Genomic DNA, 19,415 nt, shown 5'->3' with positions numbered 1-19,415 from the left:
GGCAGGGCTGTTTATGCTGCATGATCCCGCCCCCGGGCCCGCTGCCCGGCCGGGCTGTATTCTGTTCAAGTTCTGGAGGAAGCACTTTGAAAACAGATATTTTGGGCATCCGTTTCGATGACCTCACCCGGGAGGAGGCCGCCCAGGCGGGCGCCGGCCTGCTCCGCTCTGGCAGCTTTCACTATGTGGTGACCCCCAACCCTGAATTTATCCTGGCCTCAGAGAAGGACCCAGAGTTCCGCCGCATCCTGAACGAGGCCGATCTGGTCCTGCCAGACGGCATCGGCGTGGTTTATTCCGCCAAAATTTTGGGCACACCTTTGAAGGAGCGGGTACCCGGCATCGACTTTGCCGCTGACATGCTGGCCCAGCTCAACGAGATGGGGGGCCGCCTCTTCCTGCTGGGTGCCAAGCCCGGCGTGGCGGAGGAGGCAGGCAGCCGCATCTGTGCCCAGTACCCCAATCTGGTCCTCTGCGGCACCCATGACGGCTACTTTGATAACGAGGCCCCCGTGGTCCGGGCGGTGTCTCAGGCCGCTCCCGACCTTCTGTTCGTCTGCCTGGGCGCGCCCAAGCAGGAGAAGTGGATGGCCCGGTGGGGCGCGCTCACCGGCGCCAAGCTGGCCATCGGCCTGGGCGGCGCCCTGGACGTCTTTGCCGGCAACGTGGACCGGGCACCGGAGAAGTGGCGCAGAATGGGGCTGGAGTGGGCCTACCGCCTGAGCCGGGAGCCCAAGCGCATCGGCCGGATGGCCAAGCTGCCTCTGGTACTGACCAGATCTCTGGGGGCCCGCCTCCGGGGCAAGGGGGGCCGGAGCTGATGCCGGGAAAGCTGATCGTCTTTGAGGGGACGGACGGCTCTGGCAAGTCCACCCAGTTTCAGGCGCTGTGCGCCCGGGTGGAACAGACGGGCACCCCCTTCCGCCGCCTGGTCTTCCCCCAGTACCAAGAGCCCTCATCCGCCCTCATCCGCATGTATCTGGGCGGGGAATTCGGCTCCCGCCCAGGGGATGTGAATCCCTACGCCGCCTCCGCTTTCTATGCGGTGGACCGGTACGCCTCTTTGAAAAAAGTATGGGGGGAATACTATTCCCAGGGGGGGCTGATCCTCACCGACCGCTACACTACCTCCAATGCCGTCCACCAGGGGGCCAAGTGCGCCCCCCAGGAGCGCCCCGCCTTTCTGGGCTGGCTGGACGACTTTGAGCACGACAAGCTGGGCCTGCCCCGGGCCGACCTGGTCCTTTATCTGGATATGCCTACCCGCTGCTCCCTGGAGCTGCTCCGCAGCCGGGAGGCAGCCACCCACACTCAGGGGGACATCCACGAGGTGGACCCCGACTATCTGGCCGCCTGCCGGGACAGCGCCCTCCAGGCTGCCCGGCTCCTGGGCTGGCAGGTCATCCCCTGCGTCACGGGGGACGGCCGCCTGCGCACGGTGGAGGAGATCCACCGGGAGGTGTGGTCCCTGGTCTCCCCCCTGTTGAATCTGAATTAAGAAGGAGCTCCCCATGGTTTATATTCTCCTGGCCGAAGGCTTTGAAGAGGCCGAGGCCCTGATCCCCGCCGACCTGCTCCGCCGGGCCGGACTGCCTGTTTCCCTGGTGGGGCTGAACGCCGCCACCGTGGCTGGCGGGCATGGCATCGCTGTTGCCGCCGACCTGACGCTGGAGCAGGTCGTCCTCTCCTCCCAGGACATGCTGCTCCTGCCCGGAGGGAAGGGGGGCGTGGAGTCCATGCAGATGGACCTGTTCGCCCTGGCCCTGATCCAGAAAGCCCACACTGTGGGCTGTTATCTGGCCGCCATCTGCGCAGCCCCCACCCTGCTGGCCCACCTTGGGCTGCTGGACCGCCGCAGCGCGGTCTGCTACCCCGGCATGGAGGGAGAGATGGGCTCCGCCGTGGTCCGGCCGGAGTGTCCTGTGGTAGTGGACGGACGCATCATCACCGCCCGCTCCGCCGGTTGCGCCTTTGACTTTGCCCTCAAGCTCATCGAAATCCTCGCCGGCGCCGAAAAAGCAAAGGAGGTCCAACATGCCATCCACTACCGCGGAACAGAAGAAACAACTGCGTAAGTCCGTCCGCAGCCTGCTCACCGCCCTCTCCCCGGAGGAGCGGACGGCCGGAGACCGGGCCATGTTCCAGGCATTTCTTTCCCTGCCGGAGGTCCGGCAGACTGGCACTTTTTTCCTCTTCTGGGGCATCGCCGGCCTGGAGCCGGACACCGGCTCTCTGGCCGCCTCGCTGACCAAGCTGGGGAAGACGGTCTGTCTCCCCCGGGTAGTCCCCGGCTTCGGGATGGAGTGCCGGGTCTACCGCCCGGAGCTGCCCATGGCCATCTCCGACTTCGGCATCCAGGAGCCCACGGAGCAGGCCCCTCTAATCCGCCCTGAGGAGATCGGCCTTGCCCTTGTCCCCGCTCTGTGCTATGATGAGGGCGGACGCCGCCTGGGCTTCGGGGGAGGCTACTACGACCGCTGGCTGGAGAGCTTCTCCGGGACCACCGTTGGCCTGTGCCGGGAGTGCGTCCTCCAGCGGAGTCTGCCGGTAGAGCCCCACGACCTGGGGGTCCATGTTCTGGTGACGGACCGACGGGTCCTCCGCTTCTGAGCCCCTGCCTGTCCGCCGGCCCCGCAGGAAAAAGGCAGGGCCGGAGGGCCCCGCCTGTCTCCAGCGGATGTAGTCCGCCTCAGCAGCAGCTGTCGCCGCAGCCGCAGCCGCTGTTGCCGCAGTTGTTCCCGCAGCCGCAGCTGTTGCAGCCGCAGTTACTGTTGCAGCCCCAGCTGTTTCCGCCGCAGCCCCAGATGATGATCAGGATCAGGATGATCCACAGACAGCTGTTACCGCCGCAACCGTTGTTTCCAAAGCACATGAAACATTCACCTCACTCAAAGTCGGCCGAGACCGTCGCCGGTCTCTCGCCTCTGTACCATTCTATGGCCCACCCCTGTCCCCGGTTCCACGGGGAAGGAAATTTTGTTAGGAGCTGACCCTATGCCTCAGGAACGCAGAAACTCAGACTACCGGGAGGCCGGCCGGCGCAGCCGGTCCTCCTCCCCCGCCCCCCGGCGCCGGCGTAGCGCCGCCCGCTCCGCCAGCTTTGCTGTGCTCTACGCTGTGGCCGTCATCGGCGTATCCGCTCTGCTGGCCTGTGTGGGCTGGATCGCCGCCAGCGACGTGCTGGCCCTGAACAAGGAGGAGCACTCCGTCACCGTCACCATCACCCCGGAGGACAGCTATGACGACGTGGTGGATATGCTCAAGGACAACGGCCTGATCGAGTACAAATCTCTCTTCAAGCTCTTCTCCGCCATCACCGGCGGCAAGGACAAGATCGCCTCTTCCGGCACCTTTACCCTGAACTCCGACATGGACTACCGCGCCCTGATCTCCGGCATCAGCGCCAATTCCGCCTCCCGGGCAGTGGTGGATGTCACCATCCCGGAGGGCTACACGGTAGCCCAGATCTTCCAGCTCCTGGAGGAGAAGGGGGTGGCCACGGTGGAGGACCTGAACGAGACGGCGGCCACCCACGACTACGCCTTCTCCTTCCTCCAGGACATTCCCCTGGGTGACCCCGAGCGGCTGGAGGGCTACCTGTTCCCCGCCACCTACGAGTTCTACACGCCCCACAATCCCCTGTACGCCATCAACAAGATGCTTCAGACCTTCGACGCCCAGTTCACCGATGAGATGCGCCAGGAGGTGGCGGACAGCGGACGCACCATCCACGAGGTGCTCACTGTGGCCTCCATGATCGAAAAGGAGACTGACGGTGAGGACCGGGGGAAGATCGCCTCCGTCATCTACAACCGCCTGAACAACCCCGGTGCCTCCGCCGGCACCAACGGCTACCTTCAGATCGACGCCACCCTGGCCTACCTCAACGGGGGCAAGGTGCCCACCGAGGCGGACAAGTCCATCGACTCCCCCTACAATACCTATCTGTATCCCGGCCTGCCCCCCGGCCCCATCGCCAACCCCGGCCTGGAATCCATCAAGGCCGCTATGGAGCCGGAGAGCACCTCCTACTATTATTATACCCTGGGCGACGACGACAAGCACCATTTCTTCAACACTTACGGAGAGATGACCTCCTTCATGTCCACCCAGGCGCTTTACAGCGGCGGCTGACGATTTACAGCGGGCCCCGGAACGACTTCCGGGGCCCGCTCGACCTGTTGAAAAGGCGCGGCTCCTATGCCGCTCTGATGGGAGGCTGATCCTGATGGAACGAAAGAAGATCGAACTGCTGGCTCCGGCCGGCGACATGGAGCGCCTTCAGATGGCCGCCGCCTATGGGGCAGACGCGGTCTATCTGGCCGGTACTACTTTCGGCATGCGCTCCTTTGCCGGCAACTTTACGCCGGAAGCACTGAAGGAGGCGGTGGAGCTCTGCCACCGCCGGGGCATCCGGGTCCATGTTACCTGCAACACCATGCCCCGAAACAATGAGGTGGCCCGCCTGCCGGAGTGGCTGGAATATCTGGACAGCCTGGGGGTGGACGCCATTATCCTGGCCGATGTGGGCACCCTGGCTCTGGCCGCCGCCCACGCCCCCCATGTGGAGCGGCACATCTCCACCCAGGCCAGTGTGGTCAACTACCAGTCCGCCCGGGCATGGCACCAACTGGGGGCCAAGCGGGTCATCCTGGCCCGGGAGCTCAGCCTGGACGAGATCCGGGAGATCCGGGACAAGACGCCCCCCGAGCTGGAGCTGGAGGTCTTTGCCCACGGCGCCATGTGCGTCAGCTACTCCGGCCGGTGCCTGCTGTCCAACTACATGACGGGCCGGGACTCCAACCGGGGGGCCTGCGCCCAGCCCTGCCGCTATCAGTACGCCCTGATGGAGGAGAAGCGGCCGGGAGAATACTTCCCCGTCTATGAGGAGAATGGGGAGACCTACATCATGAACTCCCGGGATATGTGCATGATCGACCACGTGGGCGAGCTGATGGACGCCGGCCTGGACTCCCTCAAGATCGAGGGGCGGGCCAAATCAGCTTACTACGCCGCCATCGTCACCGGAGCTTACCGCCACGCCATCGACGCCGCCTGGAGCGGCGTGCCTCTGGACCCCGTCTGGCGGGATGAGGTAGAGCACATCAGCCACCGGCACTACTCCACCGGTTTCTTTTACGGCCAGCCAGGCCAATTCACAGAGGATTCCCGCTACATCCGGGACTGGCAGATCACCGCAAAGGTGGTCAGCTGTGACCAGGAGGGCCGCGCCCTGCTCACCCTGAACAACAAGTTTTCCCTGGGCGACCGGCTGGAGCTGGTGGGCCCCGGCGTCCGCCCCCAGCCTCTGGAGGTCACGGCGCTGTGGGACGAGGACGGACTGCCCCTTACCCAGGTCCGCAAGCCCCAGATGCGCTTCCGCATGCAGCTGCCCCAGTCGGTGCCCCCCCTCTCCATCCTGCGCCGTCAGGCGGACCTGACCCCTTGAGTTCTTTCTGTGCAAACGAGCGCAGGGCTTCTCCCCGTGTGGGGAGAAGCCCTGCGCTTTCCTTTTTGTTCTCTGACAGATGGAAGCGAACCGTTGTCTTTTTAAAATTTGCTGCTCTCAGTTCAGCGCCACCGCATCGTCCTTTTCAAAGGCGGAGGGGCTATAGTAACGGGTCACAGTGCCGTCCGCGGCCTTCTCAAAGCTGAAGTGCTCCATGAAGTCCCACAGCATAGGCATATCAGAGGGATAGCAGTTGTGGGGACGCAGGAGGCACTGCGCCCACTGAACCAAAGGAACTTCTACGCCATCAACAGTCTTGCTCCAAATATATACTTCCGGATGGCGAGAGTCAGCATTTACTACACTGCTAGCGCTGTTTGCCTCATAGGCAACCTCAAATCCATTCACCTGGAGCATATAGTTTGCCCACGACTGCATGTCTTTAGCTTCAAATCCATCTGCCATACTACCAGAATCCATCTGCCCTGTAACCATCATGGTGGGAATCGACTCATAAGCAGGCTCTGTCGAAGTTACCATCATTCCTTCCTGATTCTTACTGGGATCTTTTGGTGTAACTGCTCCAGAAGTCGTGGCGACAGCAGCATAGAATTCAGGATTGGTCATTGCAAACCCCTGGGTAGTGTTGGATCCCGCAGACTGGCCGGAGCCATAGATCCGGGTGAAGTCCAGATCTGCATAGCTGTCGTCGATCTGCTCCTCCAGGATGGTGATCAGGGAGTGGTAGAACTTGTCGGAGTCGGCATGGGACACGCTGCACGGACTGGCATTATAGGTCTCGCACACAAAGGCCAGCACGATCCCCTCGTCCTCGGCGATCTGCCACCACAGAGTGGAGTCCAGGAAGATGGAGTCGGTCTGGGTGTTGCCGGGATAAATCATCAGCACTGGCAGTTCCTTGCCCTCGAAGCCCTCAGGCACGTAGATGATATACTCCCGGGGGTCCCACAACCCATCTCCGCTGTTGTCGCTGAAGGCGATCACGCCCACCTGGACGGTGCCGTGGCCGTCAATGGCCACATCCTCCTGGGCCAGGATCTGGGTCCCGTCACTGAGGGTCTTCTGCACCTGTCCGGCCTTGGCCTGCTTCTGGGCGGCCACCCGGGCGGAGGTGTAGTCCAGGCGCTGGGCGATGGCATTGGAATATGCGAAGGTCGTATCATACCGGGTGTACTGGGCCATCCAGGCGTACAGCTCTGCGGCGCTCACATCGGCACTGCCGGTCACCTTCACCTGAGAGATGCCGTGGTCGGCCCCGGCGGCCTCCAGACGGCTGTTGGCATAGTCGGTCTGATAGGCGTCAGAATCCAGCTTCTGGTAATAGGTGTCTCCCTCAGCTGCGGCCTCACAGTCGTTTGCCGTCTTCCAGTGGGCGTCGCTGCCGGTATAGGCAGCCAGCCATGTAGGCACAGGCACGTCCTTCGGGGCGATCTCCCCGGCAATGCCCACCTGCTTCAGGGTCTTATCCAGCACATCGGTGATGTCGCCATTGGCGCTCTTCCCGTCATACGTTTTGCTGCTCACGCTGGCCAGATAGTCGTCTCCGGCACTCTCGCCGTCCACGAAAGCCTGGCTGATGACAAAGATGGGATTCTCAGCGGCCCAGGCCTCCAGGGGAGCGGCACCCTCGCCGTAGCCCGCCAGATAAAACTCTCCGAAGGTGGAGAACACGTTGATGCCAGCCTCATTTCTGCCGCTCTTCAGGAAGGCAATGGCGGCGTCCATGTAGGCCTTCTCCTCCGCCGCGCTGCCCCAGCCCTCCGCGCCGGGCTCCAGCACGAACAGGGCCTCGCCCTTCTGGTCCATCAGGTCGATCCACCCCTCGTCCTCCAGGAACTGCTGGGTATCCACACCATTGGGCACCGCGATCACGGTGAAGTAGGAGCGGATGGACGCCTCCTCGGAGATGTACACCGTCACCTGGCGGTCACCCTCCACATCGATGTTCTTCGTGAACCAGCCGGTCAGCGGCAGCTGGGCCGCCTGGGTCCAGTCCTTCTCCAGCGCCGTGATGGTGTCCAGATCCACGCCGCCCAGCTCATACAGCCGCACGGCCACACCCGCCGTGTTGGCCCGGCTCACTGTGCTCTTGGGGGACAGCTTGCCGTCCACCGCCTGCATCACACCGCTGGACAGTGCCCAGGACATGGCCTCGCTGGCCCAGCTGTCCAGCTCCCCGGCATCGGCGTAACCGGCCAGGTTCCCAGAGGCGCTGACCGCCGCATCCTTATACTGCGCCGCAAACTTGGACGCCATCACCGCCATCTCCTGGCGGGTGATGGTCTGGTTCACACCGAAGCTTCCGTCCTCGTAGCCCGCCGTGATCCCCTGCTCCACCGCCCAGGTGGCCGCCTGGGCAAACCAGTCGCCCGTCTTCACGTCGGTGAAGGTGTCCTTGCTCTGCACCGCTGGCTGTCCCGCCATCTTGTACAGCATCGTCACCCACATGGCCCGGGTGATGGTGCTCTCCGTATCGAAGGTCTTCCCGCTCACGCCCGCCATCAGGCCGTAGTAGTTGGCGTCCATCACATCCTCGTAGTAGGATGCGCTCCGGCTCACGTCCTGGAACTTCTGCTCCGGCTGATACGCCGCGCTTCCAGGCACCGCCATGGCCAGAGACAGCGCCGCCGCAGTGGACACAGTCACAAATCTCTGCATCTTTCTTTTCATCTCGGATACCTCCTTATATTTTTGTTTGCCCCTTCACATTTTGGTCATTTTCTATAATTTTCCTCTCATATTTTCTCTTTTTTATTATACTATGTCCACCCTCTATTTTCTAATGTGCATTTTCGATTGTTTCATATCATTTTTACATGATTTTAGGTCCACGAAAATCCAACAACTATAGCGGTGAATTTTGTTATCCGGATAAGGCGTCCAGACGGAAAAAAGGTAGACACACGGCGCTCTTCCATACTTCTGCTTTTTTCTATGTTGGGAACAGTCCGAGACAGCCACGGGAAGGGCCAGCGCCCGCAATCCGAACTTCCGTGAGGCTCTCCCTCAGATCTTTTTCTCCCCCTCAGAGGCTGCTGTGTTCTGGACCATCATCCCCACCAAGGAATGTGGAAGGTAGACCCCCTCCAGATAGGCACACTTCCGCCGCCGTGAGATTCAGTTCCGCGGCGGCTGATCATGGAGATACCGAACTGATGTGACAGGAAGGTTAGCAGGATGAAGCTGAGCCTGCTGTAGTATTTTCTATCGGTGGCCAAGGTGGACCATAGGACCACATCGCAAAGACCGCCAGGCAGCTCCATGTGCCCAGTCCACCATCATCTGATATCCGATGGAAACGGAAGCTCCGCCCATGGTCAATCAAATTAAATTTTACCAGGAATGGATACAGGAGAAAATCCTCTGTTGTCTGCGGAGAAAAATCCTGCTTTTTGCGGAACAGGCCGATTCGGGTCTTGAGGACAGCCAGTGGAGTACGAAATTCATGGACAGCATTTTGTGAAAAGCCCCGCTGCTAGAATGGCGGAAAATTTACCAAAGCCGACCTGGGCAGCGTGGTCTTTTTTGCCTTTTCCACCTCTGCCAGCGAGGGTGTGCAGGAGCTCTATAACGCTCTGGTCCAGGCATATGAGGGCGTGACCGCAAATGGAGCGGGTCTCGTTTTGTGTACCAAATCTGAGGAAGGAAATGAACTGTTTGCCGATGCGCCCTTCCCAGTCATTCTTTACAATGATTCTCTGAAGGCGGAGGTTGGAAAAAACAGCGTCATGATTGAGGATGAGGAGACTGCCAACACTGCCTCCTGGTATGTGAACGGCTCTTTTCTCTCTGCCTGGAGTCTGAAGGTGGACGCCGAGGATCTGGTCGAGGATGCGGCCGCCTTTGTGGAGATGACCCAGAGCTAGGAACTTTCCGGTGCCGACAGCGCTGACAGCGGAGCGGCCACCATGGTCCCCATGGGCTGATATGAAAAAAATGACTGCCGGTTTGCTGGCCACCGCCCTGCTGATGATGGGCTTCGGCCTGTGGCGGGGAGGAGGGGCGGCGGTCCTGTCCAAGGGGATCAATCTGTGCACGGAGTGTGTAAGGATTGGCTAGTAACAGATCCAGCTGGGGGCGACCCTGGCCACGCCCCCATTTCTTCTGAACTTTTTTCGGGGGAAGATCTCCCGGGAGAGTCTGAAAGGGATCTGCGTGCCCGGACTGAGCTGCTACTCCTGCCCGGCCGCAGCGGCCTCCTGCCCCATTGGGGCCGTTCAGGCCGTCATCGGCTCCTCCAAATTCCACTTTGCCTATTATGTGGTGGTATTTTTGCTACTCATCGGGACCCTGCTGGGGCGCGTGGTGTGCGGCTTTCTGTGCCCCTTCGGCTGGTTCCAGGAGCCGCTCCACAAGATCCTCACAAAAAAGTTCAGCACAAAGCGGTTCCATGTCCTCACCTATCTGAGATACGTCATCCTGCTGTTGTTCGTCATCATTCTGCCCATGACGGTGGTAGACGAAGTGGGGATGGGCGATCCCTTTTTGGCAAATACCTGTATCCCGCCGGGATCCTGGAGGGCGGGATCCCTCTGTCCCTGGCACATCCCAGTATTCAGGCCAGTCTGGGCTGGCTCTTCACCTGGCAGAGTTGCATCCTGCTGGGGGTGTGGTGCTGTCGGTGTTCTTCTACCGGCCATTTTGCAAATGGCTGTGCCCTCTAGTGGCTTTTTACGACCTGTGCAACAAGTTATCCCTCTACCGGCTGGAGGTGAACGAAAGCCTGTGTACCGCCTGCGGCGCGTGCAGCCGGGGTGTGTAAGATGGATGTGGATGTATTCCGTACGCCGAACCATACCGAATATATCCGCTGCGGGGACTGTGTGGCCACCTGTCCCCGTTAGGCTATCACCAAGATCTTTTCTCTGAAAAAACAAACGAAAAAGGACGCGATTATATGATACAAAAAGGATTTTCTTTGCTGCTGGTTGTAGCCCTGATGCTGGCCGCGCTGACGGGCTGTTCTGCCGGAGAGGATAACTCCCTGGTATCTAAAACGCCCTTCCCGGAATTTTCGGAGGTGGACACCGAAGGAAACCCAGTGGGCAGCGACATCTTCGCAGATTACGACGCCACCATCGTCAGCTTTTGGAACAACGGTTGCGGCACCTGTATCGAGGAAATGCCGGAGCTGGAGGAGCTGTACCATCAGTTCCAGGAGCAGAATATCGATCTTATCGGCGTGGGTACCTACTCCAGCGAGGGTGAGGAACAGCTGGAGACCGCCCGGGAGATTCTGAAGGAGAAGGGCGTCACTTATGTGAATATCTCTCCCAATCCGGAGGGAAAGTTCTATCAGGACTTTATTTCAGAGATCTTTACCTGTCCCTCCACCTACATTGTGGACAGTGGAGGCAATATCATCAGCGCGCCCGTCTCCGGAAATGTGAAAAAGCAGATCGCCCCCCTGAACGAGCGACTGGCACTGATCCTGGAATGACGACAAAGGCGGCTGTCTCCAACGTGGAACAGCCACCTTCTTTATCATGTGGTTTCTTTACCTAAGAGTCGGTCGAGTTGCGACGCATCCCAGGAATACCGAGCATCCAAGTCTTTCTTGGAAAAATGCTTCAGTCCAAATTGTGGGGAAATACCCCGGTCTGCTGTGGCGTCAAACCAGAGCCACTGACCGTCCAACCGGGCGATGTTCCACATGTGGTTTCTCCTCCTGCGACCCCGGTGACATTATAGCAAGGAATTCCAATCTGTTCAAACAGAAGTTTGAGGGCATGGGAGTATCCTCCGCAAATCGCGACTCCATCCCGGAGCGCCCCGATGGCTGTCTGGGAATCGAACGGCATACTGGCCCGGTCCGAATAATAACGCTGGTCGTATTTGACCTACTCTGTTAAAAACCGGTATAAAGCCTCTGCTTTTTCCCGTTCCCCCATCGTGTCATCGACCAACGTATCGACAGTCTCTGCCGCCAGTTCCTCCGCCTGCTACAACAACGCAAGACACTCATCTATGGTCATTCCCATAGCCGGGGCGTATGTGGGCTGCGTCCCATCCCGGCTGAGAGAACACAGGATATAGCCGCCGCCCACCTGCTGGAGCGCCCGGTTCATCCCGTCCGGCGTCAGGGTGGGGTCAGTCACCCGGATGTTTACCGGTTCTGCTCCCAGGTGGGCGTCCGCGACCTCGATAAGCTCCGGCAAAGAGCCCACCGGCACGCCGTCCCAATCCTGGGGATACCCCGCTATATAGAGCATATAGGAGATATGGCAGGTCAGCAGTCCGTTTTCTTCCTCTTCGGTGATGTCATAGGCGTATTTCAGCTCCGGGTGCGCGCCGATCACCCCATAGTACAGGTTTTTCACGTCCATCTCCGGGGTCTGCTCCCAAGTAAACCCGGACACCTCCATCGGCAGGGGCTGGCGCATCTGGGCGATCGCGGCGTAAAGTTCCCCCTGCAATTCTTCGGACGAGGTGATGGGCAGAGGGCCCTCTATCTCCGGCGCAGGCTGCTCCGGCTGGGGAGCGGGGCTTTCTGAATCCGGCGGCTCAGGCGGCAGGGAAGCGGTATCTTCCTCTTTCCCGCTGCACCCAGCCAGAATCCTGGTCAAAAGAGAGATTGTAAGTAGAGCGGTTATGACCCGCTTTACGGACTGCCGCATGGAGGTTCCTCCTCAGGATACTGTTTTTCATACAGGTAAACGGACATGGACGCTTCCTCTGTGCTGCCGGGCACGGCCGAGGAGAAGGCGCGCCGGTCCGCGCGGGAAAAGCCGTGGCAGTCATAAAAGGCGGTATTGCAGGTGGAGTCGGTGTAGAGATAGATGCGCCGGACGCCGCAGTCGGTCAGGTAAGCCTCCGCCTGATGCAGCAGCTCCCGGCCGATCCCTGCGCCGCGGCACGCCTTGTCCACGGCAAACAGCGTCAACACCCCATCATACCGCTGTGCGCGACCTGCGGTCAGACTGTGGTAGATGCGGTGCATCTGATGAAAGCTCTCCGTGCTGCACCCGTATCTGCGGGACGCGGCAGACATCCGCAGCTGATGCCAGAGGGTCGCCCACAGGGCGGGCAGGTGGGGAAGCAGACGGTACCGGCCTTTGGCATTGCACATGATGACGCCCACCGGCCTTCCGTCCCGTACCGCCACCCGGGCAAAGGTCTGTTCTGCCAGGCAGCTTTGCAGATAGGTGTGCTTCAGCTGCGCCAGTACCCTGGGCTCCGGCACATACTGCTCCAGATGGAAGCTATCCGAGATCAAGGCCTCGATGGCGGAGCCGTCCTGTTTCGTCCATGTGCGATAGGTGATTTCGTTCATAAATTCCACTTTCATTTACGCGATGCGGTAGACTGCTTCTAAAATTCTGACGGTATGTTCGATTCCCAGCGCACCGCTGTCCAGGCAGAGGTGATAGTTTTCGGAGTGCCCCATGACCTGGTCGGTATACTCCTTCAGATAGACCGCCCGGGCCCTGTCGGTATCCCGCAGTACCTTTTCCGCCTGCTGGGCGGGCACGCCGTACTGCTCAACGATCCGCTTCAGACGGGTCTGTCTGTCCGCGTAGAGGTAGACGTGCAGCGCATCCTTCCGGTCTGACAGGATTCGGTTTGCGCCCCGGCCCACCAGAATGCAGGGTCCCTGCTCCGCCAGCTCCCGGATGGCGGCCGCCAGGGCCAGAAAGGCCTAATCGTCCAAAGAAAGGCGGAAGGGGGCGCCGGGAAACTGAAACTGATAGGCCAGCTTGCGGCCCTCCCGCCGCTCCGCCAGCTCCAGAAACGTCGGGTCGAGCCCGCTGCGTTTGGCGGCCTCCTCACAAAGGGCTCTATCGTAAAAGGGGATGCCGAGACGCTCGGCCAGCTGTGTTCCGATCTCCCGGCCGCCGCTGCCGTACTGCCGGCTGATGGTGATGATGGAGTAGCTCATTTGTATCAGCCTCCCTCCGGCGTCCGGTTCATGTTGGCCGAGGCGATGCGCTTCATAGAGCGGATGGAGCAAAGGCATACCAGAATGGTCAGCAGGTCGGCGGCGGGCTGGGTCAGATAGATGCCGGTGACGCCCAGCAGCCGGGGCAGCACCAGGATGAAGGGCACATAGAACAGTCCCTGGCGGATCATAGACAGGAACAGGCCGTACCCGGAGGCCCCGATGGTCTGGTAGGTGATGGTCATCATATAGCACAGGCCGAAGGCCGGATAGAGGGCCACCTGGGAGATCAGCAGCCACCGCCCGTAGTCCACGATGACGGGATTCTGGTTAAACAGCAAAATCAGCGGCCGGGACAGCAGGATATAGGCGGCGGCCACCAGCACCGTCAGCACCAGGGAGCCCTTGAGGGCAAAGCGTACCGACTGGTGGAACCGCTCCTCCTGCCGGGCGCCGAAGGCGTAGGAGGCCACCGGCTGATAGCCCTGCATGAAGCCCATGACCACGTAGCACCCGATAAGGACCAGCCGCTGGACCACGCCGTAGGCGGCGATGATGTTGTCCGCGTCCGGCAGGGGGGCTGCGGCGATGTTGGTGAGGGAGGAGGCCACCGACAGGCAGATCTGGATGACGGCCGTGGGGATACCGATGACGGTGACGGTCTTGATGAGCTTCCAGCTGGGGTGGAAGGCCCGGGGGCGCAGCTTGATCACGGAGCGTCCGCTGAGATAGAACCAGGTCAGGATGAAGAAGGTGACGAACTGGGAGACGGTAGTGGCCAGGGAGGCCCCCTCCACCCCCATGCCCAGGCCCCAGTCAAACATGAATACAGGGTCCAGCACCACATTCAAAAGGGCCCCGGTGATGACGGCGATGGAAGAGATCTTCACGGAGGACTCTGCCCGTGCCGCGCAGTTCATGCTCTGGGCAGGCAGATTGGCCAGGGCCGCCACAAACATCCAGAAGGCGTAGTCCTTGGCCAGAGGGAGGGAGGCGTCAGAGGCGCCGAACACCCGCATCAGCGGCTCGATGAACAGGATGCCGCCCACGCACAGCACCGCGCCGATGACAACGGAAAGCCCGATGATGGTGGTGACGGTGCGGCTGGCCCCCTCCTCGTCCTTGGCTCCCAACTGCCGCCCCGCCAGGACGGCAGCTCCGGCGGCGAAGATGTTCTCGATGGACACCATGATGAGGAGCAGCGGCACGGTGACGCCCACCGCTGTCAAAGCAATATCAGAATCCAGCATTCCGATGTAGGCGGTGTCCACGATGTTGTAGACCGCCTTGGCCAGCAGGGCCAGGGTGGCGGGAAGGGCCAGCTTGACGATGGCCTTGGATGGTTTAGCCTCGCCCAGAATGGAGGAGTTCTGTTTGGCTGCCATATCACTTACCCCTCTCTGTCACGCCGTACAGCAGCACGGTCAGCAGCTTGCGGCACTGGTCGTCCCGGTGGACAAACCGCTCCTCCGGGGGGATGGAGGGCGACCGGTTCTGGGCGTTGATGAAATCCTGGAACTGGCGGAACAGGTCCACCACGTCCTCCACGGTAATGTCGGCCCGCAGGGGCAGCCGGCGCAGCAGCCGCTCCAGGGTGGACACGGTCAGGGCGTCAAACTCCTTCCGCCTGGCCCGGACCCCTTCCGCCAGGGGCGCGGGGGGCGAGATGACCGCCTCGCAGAAGATGGACTGATAGATGGGGTGTTCCTGGAAAAAGGCCATGCGGGCGCTGAAATACCGCCCCAGCTGATCCTCCACCGCTCCGGCGTCCTCCTCCGGCAGGGCGGCGCTGAGGTGTGCGGTCAGGCACTGAAAGCACTCCTCCACGCAGGCCAGATACAATTCGTCCTTGCTCTCAAAATAGTGGTAGACGATCCCCTTGGAGATCCCCTGGGCGGCGCAGATGGTGTTCACCGAGCTGCCGCCGTAGCCGTTCGCTGCAAATTCTGCCAGAGCGCTGTCCATGATCCTGCGCCTGGTCTGCTGATTTTTTTCTTCTCGCTTCATAGAGCTGCCTCCAAAATAATTGACCACAAGGTCTGTTTTCTGCATCATAGCATAAATAGACCTTGTGGTCAATATTTAAAATGTGAACTTTTAAGACGTTTGAGATTCCTCCCGAATTTGTGTCTCCTTTTGATGGTACAGGGAGGTATCAGCTACTATACCTTTTTAGGTATAGTGGGTCGAAATTTGGTAGAAGTATATAGGAACGTTCCACAGAGCGGAGAGTTCGCCGTTTTTATGTAGGGCAGACCCCACCGCCCACCTGTATTCCGCCCCATCACTCTGTCATAGTTAAAATTTTTTGAAATGGGGCGCCAGCGTTTGATTATGAAAATGGCAGGTCCCGCAGACAACAGATGGTCGTCTGCGGGACCTGCCAGAAAAGAGAAGGAATGAAAATCAAAGCGCGATCAATTCCAGTATCAGCTGCCCACCATGATCCGAAACCACGGTCTCCGGCTCGCCTGGTATCCGGACATAACCAAGCCGCTCTAAAACGGTGAGTGCACGGGCCACATGGTTCACGCCCAGCACCACTTTCTTCTGCGAGCCGGCTTCCAGGGCATCTTCCAGACAAGTCGGAATAGGAGGTGTGTCCTCCGCGGGTAGGATCAGGCGTAGAATCTGAAATTGGTGGACTGTTTTTACCGCCTTGCGGCACAAATCCGTAATCTCATCAAACCTGCCCTGTTCTATCATATGTCCCGGGCACATCCAGCTTCCACCGCAGGCCAGCACGTTAGGAAGGCGCAGATATTGTGACAAATTTTCCAGCCGGATCCCACCTGTTGGCATAAACCGCATACCTTGATAGGGAGATGCCAACGCGTGGAGCATAGCAGCGCCGCCGGACTGCTCAGCAGGGAAAAACTTGACTGTAGTCAACCCCAGTTTCAGGGCAACTTCCAGTTCAGTCGGAGTCGAAACGCCAGGAAACACCGGGATATCTCTCTCTTGGCACCAGTCCACTACCGCTCGGTCCAATCCAGGGCTTACGATAAATCGCGCACCAGCTTCTACCGCCTGTTGTGCCATCGCTACACTATGCACGGTCCCTGCACCTACCAGAATGTCCGGCGCCTGACATACTGTTTGCCGAATCGCTTCCAGGGCAGCACTTGTTCGCAACGTGATTTCCATACTGTTCAAACCACCTGCCTGGATCGCCCGGGCCAAAGCAACACCTTTTTCTGCCTGTGTCAGGACAACGACAGGGACCAAACCGCTTTCAAAAAATGTACGTGTCACTGAGTCAGGCACTGTGCCGCCTCCAATCCTTTTGTCCGGCCATGAACGCGTCCAGTTCCTCCCGGCTGGGCAGGCCATCATTATCTCCACGGCTCATCACCTGGATCGCGCCCACTGCGCACCCTCGTTGGACTGCCAGGTCGAGAGGCAGTCCTTCTCTCCATGCAGAGAGCACCCCCACTGCGAATCCGTCGCCCGCGCCCACCGTGTCCACCACATGTTCCACATGGAAACCGTCCACACATCCGGAATCTCCGTTATCACAGATGTAATAGGCACCCTTGGGCCCGAGTTTGACTACCACCGTTTTTGTGCCACGCTCGAGATAGTGGGCCGCTATTTTTCTCGGCTCCGTCTCACCAATCAGCAGTTCCGCCTCTTTGATCCCAGGCAGGAAAAGGTCGGATCGGTATGCAAGTGAGTTGATGCAATTCGCCATTTCCTCCCGAGATGTCCACAGCTGAGGCCGCAGGTTAGGATCAAAAGAAAAGAAGCATCCCGCTTTCCTGGCTTGTGCATTCAGGACCTCGGATGCAGCGCGGGCAGACTTGGAAAGTGCGGGGGTAATACCGGTGAGATGAACCATATCAAACTTGGAAAAGTCCATCGTCTCCACATCCTCTGCCGCCAGAGTCGAAGCCGCACTGTTCCTACGGAAATAGCAAATCGCCGGATCCCCGGCGGTGACTTTGGATTTGAACATAAATCCCGTCGTATGAGTATCAGAATAAAGTATCTCATCAGTGGATATCCCGTTACTTCTCATGACATCGGTGATGCGTCTGCCAAATAAATCATTTCCCAGCTTTGTCAAGTAGGTAACATTATGGCCCAACCGTTTCAATCCTATGGCGACATTCAGTTCTGCTCCGCATGTGGTCAGGGAGAAACTCTCCACTTTCTCCAGCTCTCCTACCGAGTCAGCCATAAACAGCCCCATCGGTTCACCCACAAGCAATACGCTTTTTCTCATGGTTTCCCTCCGTTACGGACACGTTTTACCTCATCCGGATTGTGGAAGCCCGTTCATAGAACACGCAAGGGAGCAATATCTCTTTTGGGGGACATTCTGGTCCCTCCAGCTTCTCCAGCAACAAAGCAGCGGCTCGACTGCCGATCTGTGTAGCAGGGATCTTGACTGTCGTAATATTGGGGGCTATGATAAAAGGCCAATTCATTTCATTGGACCAATCCCAATCTTCCGGCCCGCATAACCCGATTTCTTCAGGAATAGAAAGTCCCAATTCCTGGATCGCATGGAATGCCCGGACCGTTGTAATACTGTTGCATCCAATCACGGCCGGAATCCCCAAATTGTTACGGCCAAGTGCCCGTTGCAGGACCTGGACAGCACTCTCCCCTCCAGGTTTCAGCATATACACATCTTCCGATGCATCATAGCCATATAACGTATGTATGATCTCCAAAAACGCTTCCCGGCGTTTCATGCGCACCGAATTATTCTCCCAGGGCTCTACCAAAAACAGCGGGCGGGTATACCCCTGCTGCTTCAAATGGTTGAGCAGATGAAACATGGCTTCATGCTGGTCAGTTGTTACGATGTCGAAGTTATAATCCCGCACCTGCCGATCACACAGAACGACAGGGAGTCCACCGCATCGGACTTGAATCAAAAAGTTGTTGGAATAAGAAGTCGTATTTACCAGAACACCGGACACACCTTTAGACAACAGAGAAGACAGTGCATGCTTTTCTTTCTCCAAGTCGTCCGCCGAATCGGCAATCAGCAGTGTATAACCCCGCTTGTCCAAGAATTTGCTGGCTCCATTGATCAGTGCAGAGGAAAAAGGAGAGGAGATATCAGCTATCAGAAGACCAATTAAATTGGTGGTCCGCTTTTTCAAATTGCTGGCAATGTCACTGGGGTGGTAATTGGTCATTTCAATGACCGTCCTGATCCGTTCCCGGGTCTTTTCACTCATCAACTCTGGATGCCCGTTGATATAGCGTGAAACTGTAGTTTTGGACACGCCGGCCGCCATCGCCACATCATTAATCGTCACGCGCTTCTTGCTGCTCATATCATGCCCTCCCCTTTTCCGCCTGACACGAAAGATTGTGGTAAAACCTTGTCTATTTTTTCATTCTAATGGCTTTTTAGGGGAATTTCAACCCCCGAAGGGGGAAAACTATCAAATCGTCCCATGTTTGGCGTAAACGGCTTCCATAGTTGCTCCCTGACGCAGACTTTCCCGCACCTGGTCCTCGCTCTTGATCGTCTCAAAAGCTTTTTCAATCACCTCGTCGGCAATATCTTTTGGAATCACGGCCACGCCATCGATATCTCCAAAGATGATATCACCGGGGTTGATGGTCACGCCGTACATGATGACGGGGATCTGGCACTCATTGATTTCGGCACGCCCTTTAGAGGTCCGGGGGTCATGGCCGGCATAAAACAGAGGAAAGTCCATCTCCTTCAGCGCCTTCAGGTCCCGGGCATACCCGTCCAGCAAAACACCGGCGCACTTTTTGTTATTGACCCGGGTGGCAAACAACTCTCCGAACACCGCGCAGTTATAATCCCCCCGTGTCACCAGAACATAGATTTCATCTTCCTCCAGCTGATCCACCACTTTGCACTGGGCCGTCAGCGGGCTCTCTGGCATGGAATACACGGTGGTAGCGATACTGGTGAACGCGGGCCCAAAAATCACGGTGTCATCTTTCAATGGCATCAGTTCTTTCCCAATACACTGATTGCGGTACCCCATTTCATCCATCACATCACACAGGACGCCGGAATACATATTTTTCTTGATAAACTCCTTATCGTACTTTTTCATAGTT

The 19,415-nt window shown here is 58.9% G+C and carries 22 protein-coding genes and 2 pseudogenes; 11 read left to right on the top strand and 13 right to left on the bottom strand.

All coding sequences use genetic code 11. The features are described 5' to 3' along the window. The first annotated feature begins 86 nt into the window (after positions 1-86). Genes BN1969_RS06405 through BN1969_RS06390 form a run of 4 tightly spaced genes read left to right on the top strand, consistent with a single transcriptional unit; the run spans position 87 to position 2,610 of the window. Complete coding sequence (locus BN1969_RS06405) at positions 87-821, top strand: WecB/TagA/CpsF family glycosyltransferase (RefSeq protein WP_050623541.1); 735 nt, start codon at positions 87-89, stop codon at positions 819-821. Next, entirely contained in the window at positions 821-1,498 is a 678-nt protein-coding gene (locus tag BN1969_RS06400; protein ID WP_050623540.1) for a dTMP kinase, read from the top strand. The genes BN1969_RS06405 and BN1969_RS06400 overlap by 1 nt, the downstream gene beginning before the upstream one ends. Positions 1,499-1,511: 13 nt before the next feature. Then, positions 1,512-2,075, top strand: a complete 564-nt coding sequence (locus BN1969_RS06395) for a DJ-1 family glyoxalase III (protein ID WP_050623539.1) — start codon at positions 1,512-1,514, stop codon at positions 2,073-2,075. Next, positions 2,035-2,610, top strand: coding sequence for a 5-formyltetrahydrofolate cyclo-ligase (locus tag BN1969_RS06390; RefSeq protein ID WP_050623538.1), 576 nt, complete (start codon positions 2,035-2,037; stop codon positions 2,608-2,610). Before BN1969_RS06395 ends, BN1969_RS06390 begins: the two co-directional genes overlap by 41 nt. A 79-nt stretch (positions 2,611-2,689) precedes the next feature. Here BN1969_RS06390 and BN1969_RS06385 read toward each other — a convergent pair whose 3' ends face one another. Beyond that, a complete protein-coding gene (locus BN1969_RS06385) occupies positions 2,690-2,872 on the bottom strand; it encodes a hypothetical protein (RefSeq protein WP_050623537.1) in 183 nt (60 codons plus the stop codon). A gap of 122 nt (positions 2,873-2,994) precedes the next feature. Between BN1969_RS06385 and mltG the strand changes: the two genes are divergently transcribed. Both mltG and BN1969_RS06375 read left to right on the top strand, forming a co-directional pair. Then, a complete protein-coding gene (gene mltG / locus BN1969_RS06380; RefSeq protein WP_050623536.1) occupies positions 2,995-4,134 on the top strand; it encodes an endolytic transglycosylase MltG in 1,140 nt (379 codons plus the stop codon). Positions 4,135-4,228: 94 nt separating this feature from the next. Continuing rightward, positions 4,229-5,449, top strand: coding sequence for a peptidase U32 family protein (locus BN1969_RS06375; protein ID WP_050623535.1), 1,221 nt, complete (start codon positions 4,229-4,231; stop codon positions 5,447-5,449). 117 nt (positions 5,450-5,566) lie between these two features. Here the strand turns inward: BN1969_RS06375 and BN1969_RS06370 are convergent, their stop codons facing one another. Next, a complete protein-coding gene (locus BN1969_RS06370; RefSeq protein WP_050623534.1) occupies positions 5,567-8,140 on the bottom strand; it encodes an S-layer homology domain-containing protein in 2,574 nt (857 codons plus the stop codon). A 953-nt stretch (positions 8,141-9,093) separates the two neighbouring features. Here BN1969_RS06370 and BN1969_RS06365 point away from each other — a divergent pair. From BN1969_RS06365 to BN1969_RS06360, 5 genes and pseudogenes are all read left to right on the top strand, one after another. Next, a complete protein-coding gene (locus tag BN1969_RS06365; RefSeq protein WP_147577015.1) occupies positions 9,094-9,336 on the top strand; it encodes a hypothetical protein in 243 nt (80 codons plus the stop codon). Between the two features lie 61 nt (positions 9,337-9,397). Continuing rightward, complete coding sequence (locus BN1969_RS18860) at positions 9,398-9,529, top strand: CD1871A family CXXC motif-containing protein (RefSeq protein WP_272867223.1); 132 nt, start codon at positions 9,398-9,400, stop codon at positions 9,527-9,529. A 96-nt stretch (positions 9,530-9,625) separates the two neighbouring features. Then, positions 9,626-9,793 (top strand): annotated as a pseudogene (locus tag BN1969_RS19165) (4Fe-4S binding protein); the annotation flags it as partial. 289 nt (positions 9,794-10,082) lie between these two features. Next, positions 10,083-10,232, top strand: coding sequence for a 4Fe-4S binding protein (locus BN1969_RS19160; protein WP_473206037.1), 150 nt, complete (start codon positions 10,083-10,085; stop codon positions 10,230-10,232). Positions 10,233-10,367: 135 nt separating this feature from the next. Continuing rightward, positions 10,368-10,910 carry a TlpA family protein disulfide reductase gene (locus BN1969_RS06360; protein WP_050623532.1) on the top strand — a complete coding sequence of 181 codons (543 nt, stop codon included), beginning with the start codon at positions 10,368-10,370 and terminating at the stop codon, positions 10,908-10,910. Between the two features lie 44 nt (positions 10,911-10,954). On the opposite strand, the gene BN1969_RS17855 is transcribed toward BN1969_RS06360, so the two are convergent. From BN1969_RS17855 to BN1969_RS06310, 11 genes and pseudogenes are all read right to left on the bottom strand, one after another. After that, the gene (locus BN1969_RS17855) at positions 10,955-11,125 is read right to left on the bottom strand and encodes a hypothetical protein (RefSeq protein WP_154669726.1); all 171 of its coding nucleotides are present in this window, start codon (positions 11,123-11,125) and stop codon (positions 10,955-10,957) included. Then, complete coding sequence (locus BN1969_RS19155) at positions 11,041-11,271, bottom strand: hypothetical protein (RefSeq protein WP_473206036.1); 231 nt, start codon at positions 11,269-11,271, stop codon at positions 11,041-11,043. The genes BN1969_RS17855 and BN1969_RS19155 overlap by 85 nt, the downstream gene beginning before the upstream one ends. A 141-nt stretch (positions 11,272-11,412) precedes the next feature. Next, complete coding sequence (locus tag BN1969_RS06355; RefSeq protein WP_050623531.1) at positions 11,413-12,087, bottom strand: hypothetical protein; 675 nt, start codon at positions 12,085-12,087, stop codon at positions 11,413-11,415. Beyond that, on the bottom strand, positions 12,072-12,743 hold the full coding sequence (locus tag BN1969_RS06350; RefSeq protein ID WP_082203656.1) for a GNAT family N-acetyltransferase: 672 nt from the start codon (positions 12,741-12,743) through the stop codon (positions 12,072-12,074). Before BN1969_RS06350 ends, BN1969_RS06355 begins: the two co-directional genes overlap by 16 nt. Positions 12,744-12,758: 15 nt before the next feature. After that, positions 12,759-13,349, bottom strand: a pseudogene (locus BN1969_RS18515) (cytidylate kinase-like family protein). Between the two features lie 5 nt (positions 13,350-13,354). Then, complete coding sequence (locus BN1969_RS06335; RefSeq protein WP_050623527.1) at positions 13,355-14,734, bottom strand: MATE family efflux transporter; 1,380 nt, start codon at positions 14,732-14,734, stop codon at positions 13,355-13,357. A 1-nt stretch (position 14,735) separates the two neighbouring features. Beyond that, on the bottom strand, positions 14,736-15,356 hold the full coding sequence (locus BN1969_RS06330) for a TetR/AcrR family transcriptional regulator (protein WP_050623526.1): 621 nt from the start codon (positions 15,354-15,356) through the stop codon (positions 14,736-14,738). 399 nt (positions 15,357-15,755) lie between these two features. Then, positions 15,756-16,616: a bifunctional 4-hydroxy-2-oxoglutarate aldolase/2-dehydro-3-deoxy-phosphogluconate aldolase gene (eda, locus tag BN1969_RS06325; protein ID WP_077138713.1), complete on the bottom strand. Its 861-nt coding sequence runs from the start codon at positions 16,614-16,616 to the stop codon at positions 15,756-15,758. After that, a complete protein-coding gene (locus tag BN1969_RS06320) occupies positions 16,609-17,577 on the bottom strand; it encodes a sugar kinase (RefSeq protein ID WP_050623525.1) in 969 nt (322 codons plus the stop codon). The genes eda and BN1969_RS06320 overlap by 8 nt, the downstream gene beginning before the upstream one ends. A gap of 25 nt (positions 17,578-17,602) precedes the next feature. Next, positions 17,603-18,646 carry a LacI family DNA-binding transcriptional regulator gene (locus tag BN1969_RS06315; RefSeq protein WP_050623524.1) on the bottom strand — a complete coding sequence of 348 codons (1,044 nt, stop codon included), beginning with the start codon at positions 18,644-18,646 and terminating at the stop codon, positions 17,603-17,605. A gap of 111 nt (positions 18,647-18,757) precedes the next feature. Next, positions 18,758-19,411, bottom strand: a complete 654-nt coding sequence (locus BN1969_RS06310; RefSeq protein WP_050623523.1) for an RraA family protein — start codon at positions 19,409-19,411, stop codon at positions 18,758-18,760. Positions 19,412-19,415 lie beyond the last annotated feature (4 nt).

This window comes from Clostridium phoceensis (assembly GCF_001244495.1).
Taxonomy (GTDB): Bacteria; Bacillota; Clostridia; order Oscillospirales; family Oscillospiraceae; genus Lawsonibacter; species Lawsonibacter asaccharolyticus.
Note: the sequence above shows the minus strand (reverse complement) of the source record. Positions and strands in the feature narration are given on the sequence as shown.

Bases quoted from the DNA above. Each gene is read 5' to 3' on its own strand.
- BN1969_RS06350 (WP_082203656.1), bottom strand. From the start codon at position 12,743: ATGAACGAAATCACCTATCGCACATGGACGAAACAGGACGGCTCCGCC.
- BN1969_RS19155 (WP_473206036.1), bottom strand. From the start codon at position 11,271: ATGCCGTTCGATTCCCAGACAGCCATCGGGGCGCTCCGGGATGGAGTC.
- BN1969_RS06310 (WP_050623523.1), bottom strand. From the start codon at position 19,411: ATGAAAAAGTACGATAAGGAGTTTATCAAGAAAAATATGTATTCCGGC.
- BN1969_RS06400 (WP_050623540.1), top strand. From the start codon at position 821: ATGCCGGGAAAGCTGATCGTCTTTGAGGGGACGGACGGCTCTGGCAAG.
- BN1969_RS06395 (WP_050623539.1), top strand. From the start codon at position 1,512: ATGGTTTATATTCTCCTGGCCGAAGGCTTTGAAGAGGCCGAGGCCCTG.
- BN1969_RS06385 (WP_050623537.1), bottom strand. From the start codon at position 2,872: ATGTGCTTTGGAAACAACGGTTGCGGCGGTAACAGCTGTCTGTGGATC.
- BN1969_RS06330 (WP_050623526.1), bottom strand. From the start codon at position 15,356: ATGAAGCGAGAAGAAAAAAATCAGCAGACCAGGCGCAGGATCATGGAC.
- BN1969_RS06370 (WP_050623534.1), bottom strand. From the start codon at position 8,140: ATGAAAAGAAAGATGCAGAGATTTGTGACTGTGTCCACTGCGGCGGCG.
- BN1969_RS06315 (WP_050623524.1), bottom strand. From the start codon at position 18,646: ATGAGCAGCAAGAAGCGCGTGACGATTAATGATGTGGCGATGGCGGCC.
- BN1969_RS06390 (WP_050623538.1), top strand. From the start codon at position 2,035: ATGCCATCCACTACCGCGGAACAGAAGAAACAACTGCGTAAGTCCGTC.
- BN1969_RS06375 (WP_050623535.1), top strand. From the start codon at position 4,229: ATGGAACGAAAGAAGATCGAACTGCTGGCTCCGGCCGGCGACATGGAG.
- mltG (WP_050623536.1), top strand. From the start codon at position 2,995: ATGCCTCAGGAACGCAGAAACTCAGACTACCGGGAGGCCGGCCGGCGC.
- BN1969_RS06360 (WP_050623532.1), top strand. From the start codon at position 10,368: ATGATACAAAAAGGATTTTCTTTGCTGCTGGTTGTAGCCCTGATGCTG.
- BN1969_RS06335 (WP_050623527.1), bottom strand. From the start codon at position 14,734: ATGGCAGCCAAACAGAACTCCTCCATTCTGGGCGAGGCTAAACCATCC.
- BN1969_RS18860 (WP_272867223.1), top strand. From the start codon at position 9,398: ATGAAAAAAATGACTGCCGGTTTGCTGGCCACCGCCCTGCTGATGATG.
- BN1969_RS06355 (WP_050623531.1), bottom strand. From the start codon at position 12,087: ATGCGGCAGTCCGTAAAGCGGGTCATAACCGCTCTACTTACAATCTCT.
- BN1969_RS17855 (WP_154669726.1), bottom strand. From the start codon at position 11,125: ATGTGGAACATCGCCCGGTTGGACGGTCAGTGGCTCTGGTTTGACGCC.
- BN1969_RS06320 (WP_050623525.1), bottom strand. From the start codon at position 17,577: ATGAGAAAAAGCGTATTGCTTGTGGGTGAACCGATGGGGCTGTTTATG.